The sequence below is a fragment of the Pseudomonas sp. S36 genome, assembly GCF_016647875.1.
GTDB lineage: Bacteria > Pseudomonadota > Gammaproteobacteria > Pseudomonadales > Pseudomonadaceae > Aquipseudomonas > Aquipseudomonas parafulva.
Genome location: NZ_JACVVG010000049.1, coordinates 1 through 17807, shown reverse-complemented (window position 1 = coordinate 17807; position 17807 = coordinate 1). Strand labels below are relative to the sequence as shown.

Here is a 17807-nt window from a genome sequence, read left to right as displayed (position 1 = left end):
TCGATTTTTATAAATCCATCCAGATTCGGATACTGCGTAATGAAAACTGGTAAAGAACTGAAGCCCGGCACCGTACTGCGGATCGACAACGACCCGTGGCTGGTACAAAAAGCCGAATTCACCAAGTCGGGTCGCAACAGCGCGATCATGAAGACCAAGCTGAAGAACCTGCTGACCGGCTACAAGACCGAAACCGTGTACGGTGCGGACGACAAGCTGGACGACGTGATCCTGGATCGCAAAGAAGCGACCCTGTCGTTCATCAGCGGTGACTCGTACACCTTCATGGACACCACCGACTACACCATGTACGAGCTGAACGCCGAGGACATCGAAGCCGTTCTGCCGTTCATCGAAGAAGGCATGGAAGACGTCTGCGAAGCCGTGTTCTTCGAAGGCCGCCTGGTATCGGTTGAACTGCCGACCACCATCAGCCGCCAAGTGGTCTACACCGAGAACGCTGCACGTGGCGACACCTCGGGCAAGGTCATGAAGCCTGCCAAGCTGAAGAACGGTACCGAACTGCAGGTTGCCGACTTCATCAACATCGACGAGTGGATCGACATCGACACTCGTGAAGGTGGCGTGTACAAAGGCCGTTCCAAGAAGTAAACCTTCTTGCGTAACGCAAAAACCCGGCGTTTGCCGGGTTTTTTTGTGCATGCTGAAAGCTGTGCCCGCTACAGACTCTTGTGCAGCCGATCGCGCAGCTCAAGCAAGTCTTGCTGCAATTGCTGCAAACCTTCAGGTGTGCGCCCGCTGGCTTCAAGGATGCGTTGCGGCACCTCCTTGGCCTGATCCTGCAACGCACGCCCTTTGTCGGTCAGTTGCACCATCACGACCCGCTCATCCTCCCGGCTGCGGGTGCGCTTGAGCAGGCCTTCGCTTTCCAGGCGTTTGAGTAAAGGGGTGAGTGAGCCTGGGTCGGTCAGCAGGTGCTGACTGATCTCTCCCACCGTCAGCCCATCATGTTCCCACAGCACCAGCATGGCCAGGTATTGGGGGTAGGTGAGGTTGAGGGCTTGGAGCAGCGGCTTGTAGACCTTCGTCATCAGCAACGAGGTGGAGTGCAGGGCGAAGCAGACCTGGTTGTCCAGGAGCAGCTCGGCGCCAGTGGCTTTGGTGTCGGCGTTCATGCAGGTCCTTGAATTCGTCGAATAAGAATCTCGCACGCTGATGGTTGGTGCGCTCACTACCAGCGTCATTCACTGCGCAGCGCCCGCGGCCCGGCTGGGACGAGGGTCAAGCGGCTCTTGAAGAATTCGAGCAGCAATACGCCAGCAGAGTTCGTTTCAAATTCACGACACTGCGTATTTACGTTCCCCTGTGGCCTTGCAGTCGCTAGCATGGCCGGCTTGATAGCGTGTTGAAGCGGAGCCGGGATGATCGAGTGGGTGTTGTATGCGGTGCTGGGCGCAGGCCTGGGCACAGTGGGTGGGCTGTTCGGGATTGGCGGCGGGTTGATCGCCATTCCGGCGCTTGGCGTGCTGTTTGGCCTGGACCAGCAGCTGGCCCAGGGCACAGCGTTGGTGATGGTGGTGCCGAACGTGCTGCTGGCGCTATGGCGTTACCACCAGCGCAACCGTATCGAGCTGCGCCATGCCTTGCCGCTGTCATTGTGCAGCTTCGTATTCGCCTGGTTAGGGTCAATCTGGGCGGTTGGGCTGGATGCCCACTCGATGCGGCTGGGCTTCGTCGGCTTTCTCATCGCGCTGGCGCTCTGGAATATCGCACGCCTGTTCATGAAGGTGGCGCCAGCCAGCGCCGAAATGCGCCACCCTTGGCCCTGGCTGGGTGTACTGGGCAGTTTTGCAGGGACCATGGGTGGGCTGTTCGGCGTCGGCGGCGCGGTAGTGGCTACGCCAGTGCTCACCAGCGTGTTCGGCACTACCCAGGTGGTGGCACAGGGGCTATCACTGGCGCTGGCGGCGCCCAGTACCTTGGTCACACTGGTGACCTACGGCGTGCACCACAGTGTGGACTGGGCAGTGGGCATCCCGTTGGCGGTGGGCGGATTGCTCAGCATCAGCTGGGGCGTAAAACTGGCCCACGCATTACCCGAAAAAGTGCTGCGTGGCATGTTCTGCGTGTTCCTGGTGGTGTGCGCCATCATGCTGGCCTTCGAGCTGTAGCCGGTGGCAGCTACTTGAAGCCCTCGATGATGTAGTCGGCCATGCAGTCGGTAATGGGCGATGCAACGCTCGGGCTGCGCACCAGCATCACGTTGGCCAGGGGTAGCTGCGGCAACCCCTCGTTTTCGCCAAGGATGCGCATGTTGCCGCCGATCAGGCTCTGCAGCTGGGCAGTGACCGCCAGGCCAGCGGTCACCACTGCGAAGATCGCCGACAGGCTGGGGCTGGTGTAGGCGACCCGGTAGTCGATGCCCTGGGCCTCCAGGGCGTTGCAGGTCCAGGCGCGGCAGAAGCATTCGGTGTTGAACAATGCCAGGGGCATGGGCCGCTGCTCCTGGGGGCAGAAGCCTTCGGCCGCGGCCCACACCAGCCGCTCCTGGCGCAACAGCTGGCCCACTTCGTTACCGGGCTCGCGGGTGACGATGGTCAGGTCCAGGTCCTGGCGCTGCATCAGTTGCCGGGACGTGTCGCAATGCACCTCCACCTGTACCAGCGGGTAGGCCTTGGCGAAGCTCGACAGAATGCTCGGCAGAAAGCGCATGGCGTAGTCATCCGGCGTGCCGATGCGCACCACCCCGACCATGTGCGGCATCCGCAGAGTATTGAACACTTCCCCGTGCAGCTTGAGTATGCGGCGGGCATAGCCCAGCAGTACCTGGCCTTCGGCGGTAAGCCGCACCTGCCGGCCGTCGCGCTCGAACAGCTGGCGCTGCAGGATGTCTTCTTCCAGGCGTTTCATCTGCATGCTTACAGCAGACTGTGTGCGGTTGACCACTTCCCCTGCGCGGGTGAAGCCGCCTTGGTCGGCGATGGCCACGAAGGTACGCAGTACATCTGCATCAAGGCTCTGGTACTGGGACATTGCATCAATCTCCGAGATGCTTTGCATAAGAAACATTCGTTGGATTGATCTTAAGCCCAGCGCGAGACTGAAGCCATCGACACGGAGGGCTTCACGATGAAAGGTAACTACAGCACCATCCCGGCACCGGCCTCTTCATTCAAGCACCTGTTGCGTGCAGCCCTGCAGCGCCCCTCGCGCTGGCTTGAACTGCACCGCCAGCGCCGGGAACTGGCCAGCCTCAGCGACGCTACACTGCACGACCTAGGGCTGAGCCGTGCAGATATCCACCAGGAAAGCGAGCGGCACTTCTGGGACGACCCGTTGCACAAGTGAAGCGTGGCAGGTCAGCGCCTGACCTGTTTCAAGGTTTCGGCGATCAGGAATGCCAGCTCCAGGGACTGGTCGGCGTTCATACGTGGGTCGCAATGGGTGTGATAGCGGTCCGACAGGCCATCTTCGGTGATCGGCCGCGCACCGCCGATGCATTCGGTGACGTTCTGCCCGGTCATCTCGATATGGATGCCGCCTGCATGGCTGCCTTCGGCCTGGTGCACCTGGAAGAACTGCTTCACCTCATCGAGGATCTGCGCAAAATCGCGGGTCTTGTAACCGCTGCTGGCCTTGATGGTGTTGCCGTGCATCGGGTCGGAACTCCACAGCACCTTGCGCCCCTCGCGCTCCACGGCGCGGATCAGCCCCGGCAGGTGGTCACCCACCTTGCCTGCGCCCATGCGCACGATCAGGTTCAGGCGGCCCGGGTCGTTGGCCGGGTTGAGGATGTCGATGAGGCGCAGCAGGGCTTCGGGGTCCATGCTCGGCCCCACCTTCACCCCGATCGGGTTGTGCACACCACGCAGGAATTCCACGTGGGCACCGTCCAGTTGCCGGGTACGGTCGCCGATCCACAGCATGTGTGCCGAGCAGTCGTAATAGTCGCCGGTCAGGCTGTCCTGGCGCACGAACGCTTCTTCATAGTTGAGCAGCAGCGCTTCGTGCGCGGTGAAGAAGCTGGTTTCGCGCAGTTGGGGGGCAGTGTCCAGGCCGCAGGCGCGCATGAAGGCCAGGGTTTCGTCGATGCGGTTGGCCAACTGATGGTACTTGTCGGCCAATGCCGAGTTGGCAATGAAGTCCAGGTTCCACTTGTGCACCTGGTGCAGGTCGGCAAAACCGCCCTGGGCGAAGGCGCGCAGCAGGTTCAGGCTGGCGGTGGCCTGGTGGTAGGCCTGCAGCAAACGCTCAGGGTCGGGGATGCGGCTTTTTGCATCAAAACCGATACCGTTGACGATATCGCCACGGTAGGCGGGCAGGGTGACGTTGCCAATGGTCTCGTCGCCGGCCGAGCGCGGCTTGGCGAACTGGCCTGCCATGCGGCCTACCTTCACCACCGGGCAGCCGGCCGCGAAGGTCATGACAATGGCCATCTGCAACAGCACCTTGAAGGTGTCGCGAATTTTGGCCGCCGAGAACTCGGCGAAGCTTTCTGCGCAGTCCCCACCCTGTAACAGGAAGGCACGCCCTTCGGTCACCTCGGCGAACTGGCGCCGCAATTCACGTGCCTCACCGGCGAACACCAGGGGCGGGTAGCTGGCCAGGGTCTGTTCGACCTTGAGCAGGTGCGCGGCATCGGGGTAGGTCGGTTGCTGCTGGATCGGCAGTGCGCGCCAGCTGGCAGGGCTCCACGGTTGGTTCATGTCAGGCTCGGTCATGTAGGTTGCAGGCTTGACGCCATGTTAACAGTTGGCGCTGCGCTTGTTGCAGCGAGGGTGTTGGCGGACAATGCCCCTTTTGCGCAGGTGGGTGTGGAACATGGAGGCGGAGCGTCAGGAGCGGCTGCTGGCACGTGTGGAGGATGCCTTCGGCGTCATCAGCGTGTACGAGGTGGATGACTACCGCTTTCTGGAATTCGGGGATGCCATCGAGCAGAGCTGTGTGTTCACTGCCGACCCCAGCTGGCTGGAGTACGACTACACCCGTGCCATGCTGGTGGGTGCGTTGTGCCATGAGCAGCCCGAGAGCGCGCTGTTTCTTGGCCTGGGCGCCGGTACGCTGACTCAGGCGTGCATGAAATTTTTGCCGCTGGAGGACATCGAGGCCATCGAGCTGCGCCCGGACGTGCCGCGCCTGGCCATTGAGCACCTGGGCCTGGATGACGACCCGCGGCTTTATGTGCGCATCGGCGATGCGCTGGAGCTGCTGCCCACTGCCGAGCAGGCCGACCTGGTGTTCGTTGACCTGTACACCGACCATGGGCCGGGCGTGGGGCACCTCGCATGGGGGTTTCTGGAGCGTTGCCAGCAGCAGCTCAACCCCGGTGGCTGGCTGGTGATCAACCAATGGGCCACCGACGATGGCAAGCCGCTGGGAGCGGCGCTGCTGCGGGGTTTGTACCATCGCCATTACTGGGAGCTGCCGGTGAAGGAGGGCAATGTGATATTGCTGGTGCCGGCAGACTTGGACCAGGCGCTTGACCTCGACAGCCTGCGCGCCCGCGCCGAAGCCCTGGCGCCGCGCCTGGGTTATAGCCTTGACGGGTTGATCCGCGAGATTCGCCCGGCAACCTGAAACCTGCGTCGCATTCTTCGCGGGTAAATCGGATCGCCGCACCGCCGCTCCCACAGGGATCGGGCCAGCATCCAGATTTTGTGGAGGACAGATACTTCCAAAGGTTGGGCTGTCCCTGTGGGAGCGGCGGTGCGGCGATCCGATTTACCCGCGAAGAGGCCAGCGCAGTACGTCTAAGGGAATCGATTCAGCCCTCTGCTGCCCCATGGCCCGGCAATGCCGCTGCACGCTGAAAAAATTCCTCACGTAATGCGCTATTTCGGGTATAGTACGCGCCGGTCTTTTAGCGGACCTCAAAATCAGGCGGTGCAAATCCTCCGAGTCCAGCTTCGGCTGCACGTCCGCTAGGCGGACCTTCCCACGTATTCTTTTTCAATCGTTTTCGCAAATCCCCGCCGCCAAAGCTGCCTGGGTGACCTGTCGGTCTTTCATGGCTTGTGCAGCTTTGGAGCATGGGTCTTTGCGGATGCACCTAGAGGCAGACCCATGACCCAGGAAACCGGCGGCTTCGCCGCTCTCGATCTCAATGCGAACATTGTTGCTGCTGTGGTAGCTACCGGCTATGAAGAGCCGTCCGCCATTCAGCAACAATCGATCCCGATCATCCTCGCCGGTCACGACATGATCGGCCAGGCGCAGACGGGCACCGGCAAGACCGCTGCCTTCGCCCTGCCGATCCTCAACAAGATCGATGTGAGCAAGCGCGAACCGCAAGCCCTGATCCTGGCGCCAACCCGTGAGTTGGCGCTGCAAGTTGCTACCGCTTTCGAAACCTACGCCAAGCAGATGCCGGGCGTGAACGTGGTTGCCGTGTACGGTGGTGCCCCGATGGGCCCACAGCTGCGCGCAATCCGCAACGGCGCGCAAATCGTCGTGGCTACCCCGGGCCGCCTGTGCGACCACCTGCGTCGTGACGAGAAAGTCCTGTCGACCGTTCAGTACCTGGTTCTGGACGAAGCCGACGAGATGCTCAAGCTGGGCTTCATGGACGACCTCGAAGTGATCTTCGATGCCATCCCGGCTACCCGTCAGACCGTGCTGTTCTCCGCCACCCTGCCGTCGTCGATCCGTTCGATCGCCGAGCGCCACCTGCGTGAACCCAAGCACGTCAAGATCCAGACTAAAACCCAGACCGTTACCGCGATCGACCAGGCCCACCTGATGGTGCACGCCGACCAGAAGATCCCGGCTGTGCTGCGTTTGCTGGAAGTGGAAGAGTTCGACGCGCTGATCGCCTTCGTGCGCACCAAGCAAGCCACCCTGGACCTGGCCGCTGCGCTGGAAGCCAAGGGCTACAAGGCTGCCGCGCTGAACGGCGACATCGCCCAGAACCAGCGTGAGCGCGTCATCGACTCGCTCAAGGATGGCCGCCTGGACATCGTCGTGGCCACCGACGTTGCGGCCCGTGGCCTGGACGTACCGCGCATCACCCACGTGTTCAACGTTGACATGCCGTACGATCCAGAGTCTTACGTTCACCGTATCGGCCGTACTGGCCGTGCCGGTCGCGATGGCCGTGCCCTGCTGCTGGTCACCCCGCGTGAGCGCCGCATGCTGCAGGTGATCGAGCGCGTGACCGGGCAGAAGGTTGCCGAAGCGCGTCTGCCTAACGCCCAGGCCGTGCTGGATGCCCGCATCAAGAAGCTGACCACCAGCCTGGCACCCCTGGTTGCCGAGGCAGAAGCCACCCACGGTGAGCTGTTCGACCGCCTGACCACCGACCTGGGCTGCAGCGCCCGCGCCCTGGCTTCTGCGCTGCTGCGCAAGGCCACCAACGGCCAGGCGCTTGACTTGGCGGCTGTAGAGCGCGAGCAACCGCTGGTACCGAGCTTCGCCCCACGGGGTGAGCGTACCGAGCGCGGTGAGCGCAGCGACCGTGGTGAACGCGGCGAGCGCGAGCGCCGTGCACCGCTGCCACTGGCCGAAGGCCGAGTGCGTTGCCGTACGGCCCTGGGTGCCCGTGATGGTATCGCCGCCAAGAACCTGCTGGGTGCGATCCTGAACGAAGGTGGCCTGGCGCGTGATGCCATCGGCCGCATCCAGGTGCGTGACAGCTTCAGCCTGGTCGAGCTGCCGGAAGATGGCCTCGAGAAGCTGCTGGCCAAGCTCAAGGACACCCGCGTCGCTGGCAAGCAGCTGAAGCTGCGTCGCTACCGCGAAGATTGATCCTGGTGCTGTGATAAATCCCCGACTTGGTTCGGGGATTTTTTTTGCCTGCGGTGGGGGTCAACCGAACCGGTAAATGTCCATGCCCAGGGCCCCCAGGGTGAAGCCTTGGTGCACCACCTTGAACTCGCCCCCTGCGCCAAGGGCGAAGAACAGGGGCAGCAAGTGTTCGTCACTGGGGTGGTTGCGTTGGGCGAATGGCGCCTGCTGGCGGTAGCCCAGCAATGCAGGTTGGTCATCAGCCTCCAACTTTTGCACCACCCAATCCCGAAACGCCAATGCCCAGGGCGCGATCACCTCGGGCCCGGCGTGCCAGTCCAGCTCGCCCAGGTTATGGGTGATGCTGCCTGAGCCCACCAGCAGCACGCCTTCCTCACGCAGGCGCGACAGTGCCTGGCCCACCTTGACCTGCAAGGCCGGCCCGCCATGGCTGGGCAGCGACACCTGAACCACCGGAATGCGTGCATCGGGGTACATCAGCGACAGGGGTACCCAGGCGCCATGGTCGAACGGGCGCTGTGCGTCCCGTTGTGCTGGTAGCCCGGCTGCTTCCAGCAAGGCACAGGCTGTGTCTGCGAGCTCAGGTGCGCCTGGCGCGGGGTATTGCACGGCATACAATGCCGGTGGAAACCCATGGAAGTCGTGCCAGGTTTCTGGTTGTGAACTGGCAGTGACCAGCAGCCCGCGGCTTTCCCAGTGCGCCGAAACCACCACAATGGCCTTCGGCCGTGGCAGCGCATTGGCAAGGCCGGCCAGCGCCGGCCCGCTGGCGCCGGGTTGCAGGGCAAGCATGGGTGACCCATGGGAAATGAACAGGCTAGGGAGCATGGCGGGGTCCTGAGGGGTAAGATGCGAGCATCTTCGACCAACTTCAGATCGAATTCCAAACCAAGTTTTACCGGTAAACCATCTAAAAACTGGGAGTGATCATGGAGCCAGCTTTCTGGCAGCAACGCTGGGCGAACAATCAGATCGGCTTTCACCAAGCGCAGGTAAACCCGTACTTGCAGGCGTTCTGGCCGGGCCTGCAGTTAAGGCCCGGTAGCCGTGTACTGGTACCGCTGTGTGGCAAGAGCCTCGACCTTGCCTGGTTGGCAGGGCAGGGGCATGAGGTGATGGGCGTGGAGCTGTCGCGCCAGGCGGTGCAGGCATTTTTTGACGAACATGGCCTGCACCCGCAGGTGCGGCAGCACAATGGCTTTGAAGTGTGGAGCAGTGCAGGGATCGAGTTGTGGTGCGGGGATTTCTTCGCGCTGCAGGCCCAGGACGTTCGGGACTGTGCAGCATTTTATGATCGCGCCGCACTGATTGCCCTGCCGGTTGCCATGCGCACGGCCTACCTGCAGGCGCTTTCGGCGCTGTTGCCGGAAAGCTGTCGTGGCTTGGTCGTGACCTTGGATTACGACCAGTCGTTGCTGGGCGGCCCACCGTTCTCGGTGGGGGATGACGAGTTGCGGCAGGGGTTTGCTGGCTGGCAGGTGGAAGCGTTGGAACAGGCTGAGGTGATTGAGGGGAACCCCAAGTTTCAGCAGGCCGGGGTGCCGAGTCTGCTTGAGCGGGTGTACAAGGTCAGCAGGTAATGCTGGGGTGCCTGTGCCGGCCCATTCGCGGGTGAACCCGCTCCCACAGGGTGGAGGTATGGGCCGGCACTGGCGCAACAAAAAGGGCGACCGTAGTCGCCCTTTATGCATTGGCCGCTGGATCAGCCGCGACGGCGCAGGGCGTCGATGCGGTCTTCCAGGGGTGGGTGGCTCATCAGCAACCCGGCCAGGCCTTGTTTGAGGCCGCCATTGATGCCGAAGGCCTTCATGGTATCGGGCATGTGCACTGGCAGGCCTTGCTCCACACGCAGGCGCTGCAGCGCGCCGATCATTGCAGAAGTGCCGGCCAGGTTAGCACCGGCCTCGTCGGCACGGTATTCGCGGCGGCGCGAGAACCACATCACGATGATGCTGGCCAGAATGCCCAGCACCAGCTCTGCAACGATGGTGGCCACATAGTAGGCAATGCCCTGGCCCTCTTCGTTCTTGAAGATCACCTTGTCGACGAAGTTGCCGATGATGCGGGCGAAGAACATCACGAAGGTGTTCACCACGCCCTGCACCAGTGCCAGTGTGACCATGTCGCCGTTGGCAACGTGGCCGATTTCGTGGGCCAGTACGGCACGCACTTCATCAGGCGAGAAACGCTCCAGCAAGCCCTGGGACACGGCCACCAGGGCATCGTTACGGTTCCAGCCGGTGGCGAAAGCGTTGGCCTCGTAGGCCGGGAAGATACCCACCTCAGGCATCTTGATACCGGCCTCGCGGGACAGCTCTTCGACCGTTTGCAGCAGCCACTGCTCGTGACGGGTGCGCGGCTGGCTGATGATTTGCGTGCCGGTCGACATCTTCGCCATCCACTTGGAGATGAACAGCGAAACGAGGGAGCCGGCAAAGCCGAAGACTGCACAGAACACCAGCAAGCTGCTGAGGTTCAGGTCAACCCCATTGGCGGCCATGAACCCGTTGAAACCGAACAGGCTCAGAGTAATGCTTGCAACCAGCACCACCGCAAGGTTGGTGGCCACAAACAACAGAATGCGCATCATGGTTGTTACGTTCTCCTGACGGATGAATTGTCGCTTACTGCGGGGTATATAAGGGGCCTGCCGTTCCGATTCAATCGGCGGACTATTTCAAACTGTGTATGGCGGAGTATGGCAGAGGCGGGGGTGGTGGCTGTGGGATAGAGCGTTGCAGGATGTAAGAAACATTGCCTCTCTGAGGCGCTGCTGTGAGGTCGAGGTCGAGCGCGGCGCGCCTTCCACGCGCCACCCCCCAAAAACCGTCAGACCCTACTGCGAATACCCTTTGAGGAAATTCCCGATCCGCCCAATCGCCGCTTCCAGGTCATCTACCCGTGGCAGCGTCACCACGCGGAAGTGGTCTGGCCACGGCCAGTTGAAAGCAGTGCCCTGCACAATCAGCAGTTTTTCAGCCAGCAGCAGGTCCAGCACGAACTTCTCGTCGTTGAAGATCGGGCAGACCTTGGGGTCGATGCGCGGGAAGGCGTACAGCGCGCCCATCGGCTTCACGCAGCTCACCCCGGGGATGTCGTTGAGCAGCTCGTAGGTACGGTTACGCTGCTCCAGCAAGCGCCCCGGCGGCAACACCAGGTCGTTGATGCTCTGGTAACCGCCCAGCGCAGTCTGGATGGCATGCTGGGCTGGCACGTTGGCACACAGGCGCATGTTGGCCAGCATGTCGATGCCTTCGATGTAGCTCTGGGCATTGTGTTTGGGGCCCGAGATGATCAACCAGCCAGAACGGAAACCCGCCACCCGGTACGACTTGGACAACCCGTTGAAGGTGAGGCACAGCAGGTCGGGGGCCAGTGAAGCGGTGCTGATGTGCACCGCTTCGTCGTAGAGGATCTTGTCGTAGATCTCGTCCGAGAACACCACCAGGTTGTGCTGGCGTGCCAGCTCCAGCATGCCGCGCAGCAGCTCGGTGGAATACACCGCGCCCGTGGGGTTGTTGGGGTTGATGATGACCAGTGCCTTGGTGTTCGGGGTAATCTTGGCCTTGATGTCGGCAAGGTCGGGGAACCAGTCAGCCTGCTCGTCGCACAGGTAGTGCACCGGCTTGCCGCCTGCCAGGCTCACGGCTGCGGTCCACAGCGGGTAGTCGGGCGCCGGGATCAGCACCTCGTCACCGTTGTTGAGCAAGGCCTGCATCGACATGACGATGAGTTCGGACACCCCGTTGCCCAGGTAGATGTCTTCGATGCCGACGCCTTCGATGCCCTTTTGCTGGCAGTACTGCATCACCGCCTTGCGGGCACTGAACAGGCCCTTGGAGTCGCTGTAGCCCTGGGCAGTGGGCAGGTTGCGGATCACGTCCTGAAGGATTTCATCCGGCGCTTCGAAGCCAAACGGCGCCGGGTTGCCGATGTTCAGCTTGAGGATGCGGTGGCCTTCCTCTTCCAGGCGCTTGGCGTGCTTGAGCACTGGGCCGCGAATGTCGTAGCAGACATTGGCGAGCTTGTTCGATTTGCTGAACTGCATGATGGAATCCCGATTGAGAAAACGCGCTACGCCCTGCCGAAAGGTTTGTAAGGGCACAAAGCGGGTGCCAGACTGAACGCCTGGCACACGAAGCCAACTAATATACGTGCCACCCGCGCCCCGGAAAAGACGGCGTACGGTGAAATTAAGCCTGCCGAGGTACCCCCATGCAAAAGATCGAGAAAACCCTGGAACAATGGCGCTCGATGCTCGACCCCGAGCAATACCAGGTGTGCCGGCTCAAGGGCACCGAGCGGCCCTTCAGCGGCAAGTACAACAGCGAGCGCCGCGATGGCATCTACCACTGCATCTGCTGCGGGCTGGCGCTGTTCGATGCGCAGACCAAATTCGATTCCGGCTGTGGCTGGCCCAGTTTCTACGCGCCGATAGAAGACAGCGCCATGATTGAGATCCGCGACACGTCCCACGGCATGATCCGTACCGAGGTCACCTGTGCCCGCTGTGATGCTCATTTGGGCCATGTGTTCCCCGATGGCCCGGCACCTACCGGCCTGCGCTACTGCATCAACTCGGTGTGCATCGACCTGCGCCCCCGCGACTGAACGGAGCCCCGATCATGGCAGCTTTGAAGCTGGACATTCCCTGTGTGACCCTGGGCGGCGAGCACAAGCAGCTGGGCGACTTCCCTGGCAAAGCGCTGCTGGTGGTCAATACCGCCAGCCAGTGCGGCTTTACCCCGCAATACAAAGGCCTGGAGCAGCTGTGGCAAGCCTATCGCGACCGTGGGCTGGTGGTACTGGGCTTTCCCTGCAACCAGTTTGGCAAGCAGGAGCCTGGCGAGGCGAGGGACATCGCGCAGTTTTGCGAGCGCAACTTTGGCGTGAGCTTCCCGCTGTTTCGCAAGGTCGAGGTCAACGGCCCCGGCACCCACCCGCTGTTCGTCGAACTCAAGCAGCGCGCCCCTGGCATTCTGGGCAGCCAGAAGATCAAGTGGAACTTCACCAAGTTTCTGGTGGACCCGGCCACTGGCCAGGTGGTGCGTTATGCACCCACCACCAAGCCTCAGGCGCTCGAAGCCGATATCGAACGCCTGCTCAGCCGTTGAGCGGTACCCACTGGTCGATCAGTGCCTGCAAGTCTTCGCGGCGGAACGGCTTGGCCAGGTAGTCGTCCATGCCCGCTGCACGGCAACGCTCGCGCTCTTCGGGCATGGCGTTGGCGGTAAGCGCAACGATCGGCAGGTTGGGCCAGCGCCCGCTCTGGCGAATGTGGCGGGTAGCCTCGTAGCCATCCATTACCGGCATGTTGCAGTCCATCAATACCAGGTCGAAGGCTTGCTGTTCCAGCAGGGTCAGCGCCTCGGCCCCTTGGGTGGCCAACTGCACCTGGCAGCCCAGCTTGGCCAGCATGCCCTTGGCCACCAGCTGGTTGACCGGGTTGTCTTCTACCAGCAGGATGCGCGCCCGGCCTTGCGCCGGGGTGGTGGTGGGGCTGGCCAGGGGGTGCTCGGCCTCCTGCCCCTGCAGGATGCGGCGCAGGGTCTGGTAGAGCGCGGCCCGCGCCAGTGGCCGTGCCAACTGGTGCAGGGGGGCGAGGGCAAGGGCCTGCTCGCTGGGTAGAAAGTTGCCGTAGGCGGTCACCAGCAGGATCGGGGTTGGCATGGCCTTGCGCACTGCAGCCAGTGCCTGCACGTCGTCGACGATCAGCAGGTCGATATTGCCAGGCAGGGTGGCGGCATCGTCATGCCGTTGATAGCTCAGCCCCCAGCCGGGCAACAGGCCCTCGAGCAGTTCGTGCAGCCCGCTGCCACTCGCGCTGAGTGCCGCCACGTTGCCGTGTAGAGCTGCCGGCTGGATGGCGCTGGCATATTCGACCAAGGGCAGTTCGGCGGTAAAGCGGCTGCCAAAACCCGGCTCGGACTTGATATGCAGGTGGCCATGCATGGCTTTGCACAGGTTGCGTGTCAGTGCCAGCCCCAGGCCCGTGCCGCCGTACTGACGGGTAATGCCGGCACCGGCCTGGGTGAAGGGCTGGAAGATCCGCGCCTGAGCCTCTTCGGGGATACCGATGCCGGTGTCACGTACTTCCAGGCGTACGCCGCCGACGATGGTCACCAAGTGCACGTCCACGCGGCCAAAGCGGGTGAACTTGAGTGCGTTGGACAACAGGTTGCTGACGATCTGCCGCACCCGGGTAGGGTCGCCCAGCACGCTGGCCGGGAAGTCGCGGGCAATCAGGCACGTCAGTTCCACGCTTTGTGCAGTGTTCTGCGACAACAGGCTGGCCGTGTCCTCGACCATGGAAGCCATATCGAAAGCGATGCGCTCCAGCTCCAACTGCCCGGCGTCGAACTTGGACAGGTCGAGGATATCGTTGAGCAACTCCACCAGCACCTTGCCGGAGTCATGGGCGATGGCCAGTTGCTGACGCTGTTCTTCCGGTGAAGGGTTATCCAGGGCCAGGGCAATCATGCCGAGCATGCCATTGAGCGGGGTGCGTATTTCGTGGCTCATGTTGGCCAGAAACGCAGCGCGTGCCTGCGCCATGTCCAGTGCCCGGCGGCGCGCCTGTTCCAGCTCCTGGTTGGACAGGCTGAGGCTGCTGTTGGTGGCCTTGAGCTCGTCGGTGCGTGCCGAGACGATGTCTTCCAGCTCGTTCAGGTATTGCGTAAGGCGGTTTTCGGCAGTGCGCCGCTGTTCGATCTCGGTCGCCATGCTGACGAATTGCTGGTTGGCCACTTTCACCAGCACGCCGATCTCGTCATGCTCGTGGCCAGGTGGGCACTGCACGCGGGTTTGCCTTGGCTTGCGCGGGTCGCTGCCGCTGAGGGCAGCAATCACCGTGACCAGGGGCTTGGTCAGCATCATGTAGAACAGCGCCAGCAGGATGCCCGTCAGTACCAGGCTACGGGCAAAGCCGCTCAGCAAAGTGATGCCGGCCCGGTCCAGAAAGCGCCGGCCGAAGGTGTAGGTGTCTACGTCCAGGTATAGCGTGCCCAGGTATTCCTCTGGCATGTGGGTCAGAAACAGGCGCTCGCGCAGCTGGCGCTGTTCGCCGAACAGAAAGTCGCTGAGCGGCCGGTAACGGTCCTGCTGGCGCGGCCGTTCCACATCGGCCAGCACCGTTTCGTTGTTGTCGATCAGGCGTGCACGGATGATTGCCGGAGACTGCAGCAGCCCGCGCGTCAGCTCCAGGGCCAGTTCCGAATCGATGTTGTAGGCAATGCGCGAGGCGGTGTTGTGGCTGATTTGCAGCAGGGCGTGCACTTCACGGTTGATCGACGCGTCCTCACTGGCATAATCGATGCCGATCTGGATGAGACTGAGCAATGTTCCCAGGATGAAGCCGACCAGGACTGTCAACCGGGCTTGCTTGTATGACAGGCGATTGGTGAACTTGATATCCATGGGTCCCGAGCCGGTTCTACGTGCCTTGCGCTGCGCAAGCATAGCCGATCAACCCCGGCTGCTGGTGGGCTTGTCATCCATTCAGGCTTGATTGGTCTGTCCCCCCCTTTTCAGGAGTCGTCATGGACGCCCGCTTGATCGCTTTCCTGGACCGCGCCGAATCGGTGCTGGCGCGCCTCGAACCCCTGTTGCCGGCCGAGCGCCCGGCTATCGACTGGTCTACCACCCTGGCCGCACGCTGGCAGCGCGACGGGCGCAGCGGTTACCTGCTGCCTCTCGAGGTCAGCCTGGACATCCGCCTCAGCGACCTGATCGGCGTCGACCAGCAGCGCGAGCAACTGGGCCGCAATACCCACCAGTTCATCCAGGGCCTGCCCGCCAACCATGCGCTGCTGTGGGGCTCGCGCGGCACTGGCAAGTCTTCGCTGGTGCGTGCCCTGCTGGCCGAACACGCCGGGGCCGGCCTGCGCCTGATCGAAATCGAACGCGACCACCTGGCCGATCTGCCTCGGGTGGTGGAACTGCTGCACGCGCTGCCACAACGCTTTGTGCTGTTTTGTGACGACCTGTCGTTCGAGGCCGGGGAGGGTGATTACCGGGTGCTTAAAAGCGTGCTCGATGGCTCGCTGGAGCAGGCACCCGACAACGTGCTGCTCTACGCCACCTCCAACCGCCGCCACCTGGTGCCGGAAAAAGAGAGCGACAACGAGAACTGGAAGCGCGTGGACGGGGAGCTGCACCCCAGCGAAGCGGTGGAGGACAAGATTGCCCTGTCTGACCGCTTCGGCCTGTGGCTCTCGTTCTACCCGTTCACCCAGGACCACTTCCTGAATGTGGTCGAGCACTGGATCGAGCAGCTGGCGCGGCCTGCGGGCCTGGCCTGGCAGCGTGACGAACAACTCGACATACTCGCCGTGCGCTGGGCGACCGGCCGCGGTAACCGTAATGGCCGTTGTGCCTATCAGTTCGCCCGCTACTGGGTTGGGCTGCAATTGCTGGAGCAAAGTAAATGATCGACCTCAAAGCCACTGGCACGGGCCTGGACGGCTATGCCCTGATGGCGGCGCAAGTGCAGGCGCTGTTTGCCGACGAGCGTGACTTCATCGCCAACGCCGCACAGTTTTCGGCGTTTCTCTACCACCAGGTCGAAGACCTGAACTGGGCCGGCTTCTATCTGAACCGCAACCAGGAACTGGTGCTTGGCCCGTTTCAGGGGCAGGTAGCCTGCGTACGCATTCCATTCAGCAAGGGGGTGTGCGGCGCGGCCGCGGCCACCGGTAAAACCCAGCGGGTGGAGGATGTGCATGCCTTCCCGGGGCATATTGCCTGTGACAGCGCTTCCAGCAGCGAACTGGTCATCCCGCTGATCAAGGACGGCCGCCTGATCGGTGTGCTGGACCTGGACAGCCCGTCCATTGGGCGTTTCAGTGAAGCGGACCAGGCAGGGCTTGAGCGCCTGGCCGCCATCTTCCTCGAACTGACAGACTGCTGACCGGCCAATCGCCTGTACTGGGCGCTAGCGCAGCGCCCGTGCAGGCATGGGGGTCAGTCGTACATGGCCTTCTTCTTCCAGGTTTCCTCGTCGTCGGTCTTCAGGCCTTCAGTCAGCTCGTTCTCTTCGTTCTCGGCAGGCGCCAACTGGTCCAGCACCTGGGCGTTCACCCGGGCCAGCAGTTTCTCCAGGTACGTCAGCTGCTCTTCGTATAGTTTGGGTTCTGGCTGCTTGCGCAGGTACTGCACACCACGCTCGAAGGCCAGGCGCGCCTGGCCGGGCTGTTCGTTCTGCAGGGCCTGTTGCCCCAGGTTATTGAAGAACTCGATATGCAGCAGCACCAGGATGTGGCGGATTTCCTTCAGCCAATGCTTGGCTTCTGGGGCAGGCAAGAAGCCTTCCTGCGCCGCGCGGGTGATCTGGTTGTGCAGTGCCTCGAGCAGAAAGCGCACATCCTTGGCCTTGACCTCGGTCAGGATCGGGTTGGGCGGGTTGTTGACCGGGATCTTGTCGCCTTGTGCGATCAAGGCATCCAGTTCGGCGATACGGGCCTTGAGCTGGGCGTTGTGCTTGTCCACACCCAGTTGGCGCTGGTTGAGGTTGAGCTCCAGGCGGGTCAGCAGCAATTTCAGCCCTGGCGTCATGAACTGGCCGGGGAAGGTTTCGGTGATCTCGCCGCAACGGCGCAGGCGGTCGGCCAGCTCGATCTTCATCCGTGCCCGCTCGAGCTTGCCGTTCTCCACGACATTGTTCAGGTAGCCGATCAGGATCAGCAGCGCGATGCCCGCCACGATGAGCAGTGTGATCAGAAGTGGTGTCACCGTGTATGCCTCATGAAAAGGTTTGCCATAGGGTAGGGCGAGCCTGCTCGCGAGGCCCCCTGACCGGGTTCCCTTTTATCGGCAGCCTGCCCCAGAACTGCATGCTGGCACATTAACGCCGACCTGACGCCAAAAAATCAACGTACACGCATAAGGGCCTGCTTCAAGGGCATTGTGGAAACCCGGAAGTCATTGATTTAAATAAATTTCTACAAAGGGGTTGACGCCTCACCGAACCATCCATAGAATGCGCGCCACTTGCAGCGTAAAGCACACAGCGAAACGCGGCAGGCAGTGAAAGCAGGCAGCAATGCCAGCAGCGTGTCCCCTTCGTCTAGTGGCCTAGGACACCGCCCTTTCACGGCGGTAACAGG

The 17807-nt window shown here is 62.3% G+C and carries 17 protein-coding genes and 1 pseudogene; 10 read left to right on the top strand and 8 right to left on the bottom strand.

Translation table 11 applies throughout. The features are described from left to right. Window positions 1-39: 39 nt before the first annotated feature. Window positions 40-612 (top strand): elongation factor P, encoded by a 573-nt coding sequence (locus IAE36_RS20415; protein WP_028634770.1) that lies wholly within the window; start codon window positions 40-42, stop codon window positions 610-612. A 68-nt stretch (window positions 613-680) separates the two neighbouring features. Here the strand turns inward: IAE36_RS20415 and IAE36_RS20410 are convergent, their stop codons facing one another. Then, window positions 681-1136, bottom strand: coding sequence for a MarR family winged helix-turn-helix transcriptional regulator (locus IAE36_RS20410; RefSeq protein WP_201214277.1), 456 nt, complete (start codon window positions 1134-1136; stop codon window positions 681-683). Between the two features lie 246 nt (window positions 1137-1382). On the opposite strand from IAE36_RS20410, the gene IAE36_RS20405 reads away from it, so the two are divergent. Next, window positions 1383-2132 (top strand): sulfite exporter TauE/SafE family protein, encoded by a 750-nt coding sequence (locus tag IAE36_RS20405; RefSeq protein ID WP_201214276.1) that lies wholly within the window; start codon window positions 1383-1385, stop codon window positions 2130-2132. A gap of 10 nt (window positions 2133-2142) precedes the next feature. Here the strand turns inward: IAE36_RS20405 and IAE36_RS20400 are convergent, their stop codons facing one another. Continuing rightward, window positions 2143-2994 carry a LysR substrate-binding domain-containing protein gene (locus IAE36_RS20400; RefSeq protein ID WP_042141622.1) on the bottom strand — a complete coding sequence of 284 codons (852 nt, stop codon included), beginning with the start codon at window positions 2992-2994 and terminating at the stop codon, window positions 2143-2145. Window positions 2995-3090: 96 nt separating this feature from the next. Here IAE36_RS20400 and IAE36_RS20395 point away from each other — a divergent pair, with 96 nt between their 5' ends. Then, window positions 3091-3309: a DUF1127 domain-containing protein gene (locus tag IAE36_RS20395; RefSeq protein ID WP_060481561.1), complete on the top strand. Its 219-nt coding sequence runs from the start codon at window positions 3091-3093 to the stop codon at window positions 3307-3309. A gap of 11 nt (window positions 3310-3320) precedes the next feature. Here the strand turns inward: IAE36_RS20395 and IAE36_RS20390 are convergent, their stop codons facing one another. Further along, complete coding sequence (locus IAE36_RS20390; protein ID WP_028634775.1) at window positions 3321-4667, bottom strand: class II 3-deoxy-7-phosphoheptulonate synthase; 1347 nt, start codon at window positions 4665-4667, stop codon at window positions 3321-3323. 115 nt (window positions 4668-4782) lie between these two features. Between IAE36_RS20390 and IAE36_RS20385 the strand changes: the two genes are divergently transcribed. Further along, window positions 4783-5538 carry a spermidine synthase gene (locus tag IAE36_RS20385; protein ID WP_060481560.1) on the top strand — a complete coding sequence of 252 codons (756 nt, stop codon included), beginning with the start codon at window positions 4783-4785 and terminating at the stop codon, window positions 5536-5538. A 452-nt stretch (window positions 5539-5990) separates the two neighbouring features. Then, window positions 5991-7704, top strand: a pseudogene (locus IAE36_RS20380) (DEAD/DEAH box helicase). A 60-nt stretch (window positions 7705-7764) separates the two neighbouring features. On the opposite strand, the gene IAE36_RS20375 reads toward IAE36_RS20380, so the two are convergent. Next, window positions 7765-8532: a DODA-type extradiol aromatic ring-opening family dioxygenase gene (locus tag IAE36_RS20375; protein WP_201164826.1), complete on the bottom strand. Its 768-nt coding sequence runs from the start codon at window positions 8530-8532 to the stop codon at window positions 7765-7767. A gap of 101 nt (window positions 8533-8633) precedes the next feature. Between IAE36_RS20375 and IAE36_RS20370 the strand changes: the two genes are divergently transcribed. Continuing rightward, window positions 8634-9284 (top strand): thiopurine S-methyltransferase, encoded by a 651-nt coding sequence (locus tag IAE36_RS20370; protein ID WP_201214274.1) that lies wholly within the window; start codon window positions 8634-8636, stop codon window positions 9282-9284. A gap of 122 nt (window positions 9285-9406) precedes the next feature. Here IAE36_RS20370 and htpX read toward each other — a convergent pair whose 3' ends face one another. Both htpX and IAE36_RS20360 read right to left on the bottom strand, forming a co-directional pair. Beyond that, entirely contained in the window at window positions 9407-10294 is an 888-nt protein-coding gene (gene htpX / locus IAE36_RS20365; RefSeq protein WP_028634780.1) for a protease HtpX, read from the bottom strand. A gap of 246 nt (window positions 10295-10540) precedes the next feature. Then, the gene (locus IAE36_RS20360) at window positions 10541-11752 is read right to left on the bottom strand and encodes a pyridoxal phosphate-dependent aminotransferase (RefSeq protein ID WP_028634781.1); all 1212 of its coding nucleotides are present in this window, start codon (window positions 11750-11752) and stop codon (window positions 10541-10543) included. 167 nt (window positions 11753-11919) lie between these two features. On the opposite strand from IAE36_RS20360, the gene msrB reads away from it, so the two are divergent. Both msrB and IAE36_RS20350 read left to right on the top strand, forming a co-directional pair. Then, on the top strand, window positions 11920-12315 hold the full coding sequence (gene msrB / locus IAE36_RS20355) for a peptide-methionine (R)-S-oxide reductase MsrB (protein ID WP_028634782.1): 396 nt from the start codon (window positions 11920-11922) through the stop codon (window positions 12313-12315). 14 nt (window positions 12316-12329) lie between these two features. Continuing rightward, window positions 12330-12818, top strand: a complete 489-nt coding sequence (locus IAE36_RS20350) for a glutathione peroxidase (RefSeq protein WP_060481554.1) — start codon at window positions 12330-12332, stop codon at window positions 12816-12818. Here the strand turns inward: IAE36_RS20350 and IAE36_RS20345 are convergent. Beyond that, window positions 12808-15162: a response regulator gene (locus IAE36_RS20345; RefSeq protein WP_201214273.1), complete on the bottom strand. Its 2355-nt coding sequence runs from the start codon at window positions 15160-15162 to the stop codon at window positions 12808-12810. The genes IAE36_RS20350 and IAE36_RS20345 overlap by 11 nt on opposite strands. A gap of 80 nt (window positions 15163-15242) precedes the next feature. Between IAE36_RS20345 and IAE36_RS20340 the strand changes: the two genes are divergently transcribed. Together IAE36_RS20340 and IAE36_RS20335 are read left to right on the top strand one after the other, a co-directional pair. Further along, entirely contained in the window at window positions 15243-16133 is an 891-nt protein-coding gene (locus IAE36_RS20340) for an ATP-binding protein (RefSeq protein ID WP_028634785.1), read from the top strand. Then, complete coding sequence (locus IAE36_RS20335; RefSeq protein WP_201214272.1) at window positions 16130-16612, top strand: GAF domain-containing protein; 483 nt, start codon at window positions 16130-16132, stop codon at window positions 16610-16612. Before IAE36_RS20340 ends, IAE36_RS20335 begins: the two co-directional genes overlap by 4 nt. A 53-nt stretch (window positions 16613-16665) precedes the next feature. On the opposite strand, the gene IAE36_RS20330 is transcribed toward IAE36_RS20335, so the two are convergent. Next, window positions 16666-17433, bottom strand: coding sequence for a hypothetical protein (locus IAE36_RS20330; RefSeq protein ID WP_028634787.1), 768 nt, complete (start codon window positions 17431-17433; stop codon window positions 16666-16668). Window positions 17434-17807 lie beyond the last annotated feature (374 nt).

What these genes read in the sequence shown, in the direction of transcription:
- IAE36_RS20360 (WP_028634781.1), bottom strand. Translation starts at nt 11,752, where the DNA reads ATGCAGTTCAGCAAATCGAACAAGCTCGCCAATGTCTGCTACGACATT.
- IAE36_RS20410 (WP_201214277.1), bottom strand. Translation starts at nt 1,136, where the DNA reads ATGAACGCCGACACCAAAGCCACTGGCGCCGAGCTGCTCCTGGACAAC.
- htpX (WP_028634780.1), bottom strand. Translation starts at nt 10,294, where the DNA reads ATGATGCGCATTCTGTTGTTTGTGGCCACCAACCTTGCGGTGGTGCTG.
- IAE36_RS20405 (WP_201214276.1), top strand. Translation starts at nt 1,383, where the DNA reads ATGATCGAGTGGGTGTTGTATGCGGTGCTGGGCGCAGGCCTGGGCACA.
- IAE36_RS20390 (WP_028634775.1), bottom strand. Translation starts at nt 4,667, where the DNA reads ATGAACCAACCGTGGAGCCCTGCCAGCTGGCGCGCACTGCCGATCCAG.
- IAE36_RS20415 (WP_028634770.1), top strand. Translation starts at nt 40, where the DNA reads ATGAAAACTGGTAAAGAACTGAAGCCCGGCACCGTACTGCGGATCGAC.
- IAE36_RS20385 (WP_060481560.1), top strand. Translation starts at nt 4,783, where the DNA reads ATGGAGGCGGAGCGTCAGGAGCGGCTGCTGGCACGTGTGGAGGATGCC.
- IAE36_RS20350 (WP_060481554.1), top strand. Translation starts at nt 12,330, where the DNA reads ATGGCAGCTTTGAAGCTGGACATTCCCTGTGTGACCCTGGGCGGCGAG.
- IAE36_RS20375 (WP_201164826.1), bottom strand. Translation starts at nt 8,532, where the DNA reads ATGCTCCCTAGCCTGTTCATTTCCCATGGGTCACCCATGCTTGCCCTG.
- IAE36_RS20340 (WP_028634785.1), top strand. Translation starts at nt 15,243, where the DNA reads ATGGACGCCCGCTTGATCGCTTTCCTGGACCGCGCCGAATCGGTGCTG.
- IAE36_RS20345 (WP_201214273.1), bottom strand. Translation starts at nt 15,162, where the DNA reads ATGCTTGCGCAGCGCAAGGCACGTAGAACCGGCTCGGGACCCATGGAT.
- IAE36_RS20395 (WP_060481561.1), top strand. Translation starts at nt 3,091, where the DNA reads ATGAAAGGTAACTACAGCACCATCCCGGCACCGGCCTCTTCATTCAAG.
- msrB (WP_028634782.1), top strand. Translation starts at nt 11,920, where the DNA reads ATGCAAAAGATCGAGAAAACCCTGGAACAATGGCGCTCGATGCTCGAC.
- IAE36_RS20335 (WP_201214272.1), top strand. Translation starts at nt 16,130, where the DNA reads ATGATCGACCTCAAAGCCACTGGCACGGGCCTGGACGGCTATGCCCTG.
- IAE36_RS20400 (WP_042141622.1), bottom strand. Translation starts at nt 2,994, where the DNA reads ATGTCCCAGTACCAGAGCCTTGATGCAGATGTACTGCGTACCTTCGTG.
- IAE36_RS20370 (WP_201214274.1), top strand. Translation starts at nt 8,634, where the DNA reads ATGGAGCCAGCTTTCTGGCAGCAACGCTGGGCGAACAATCAGATCGGC.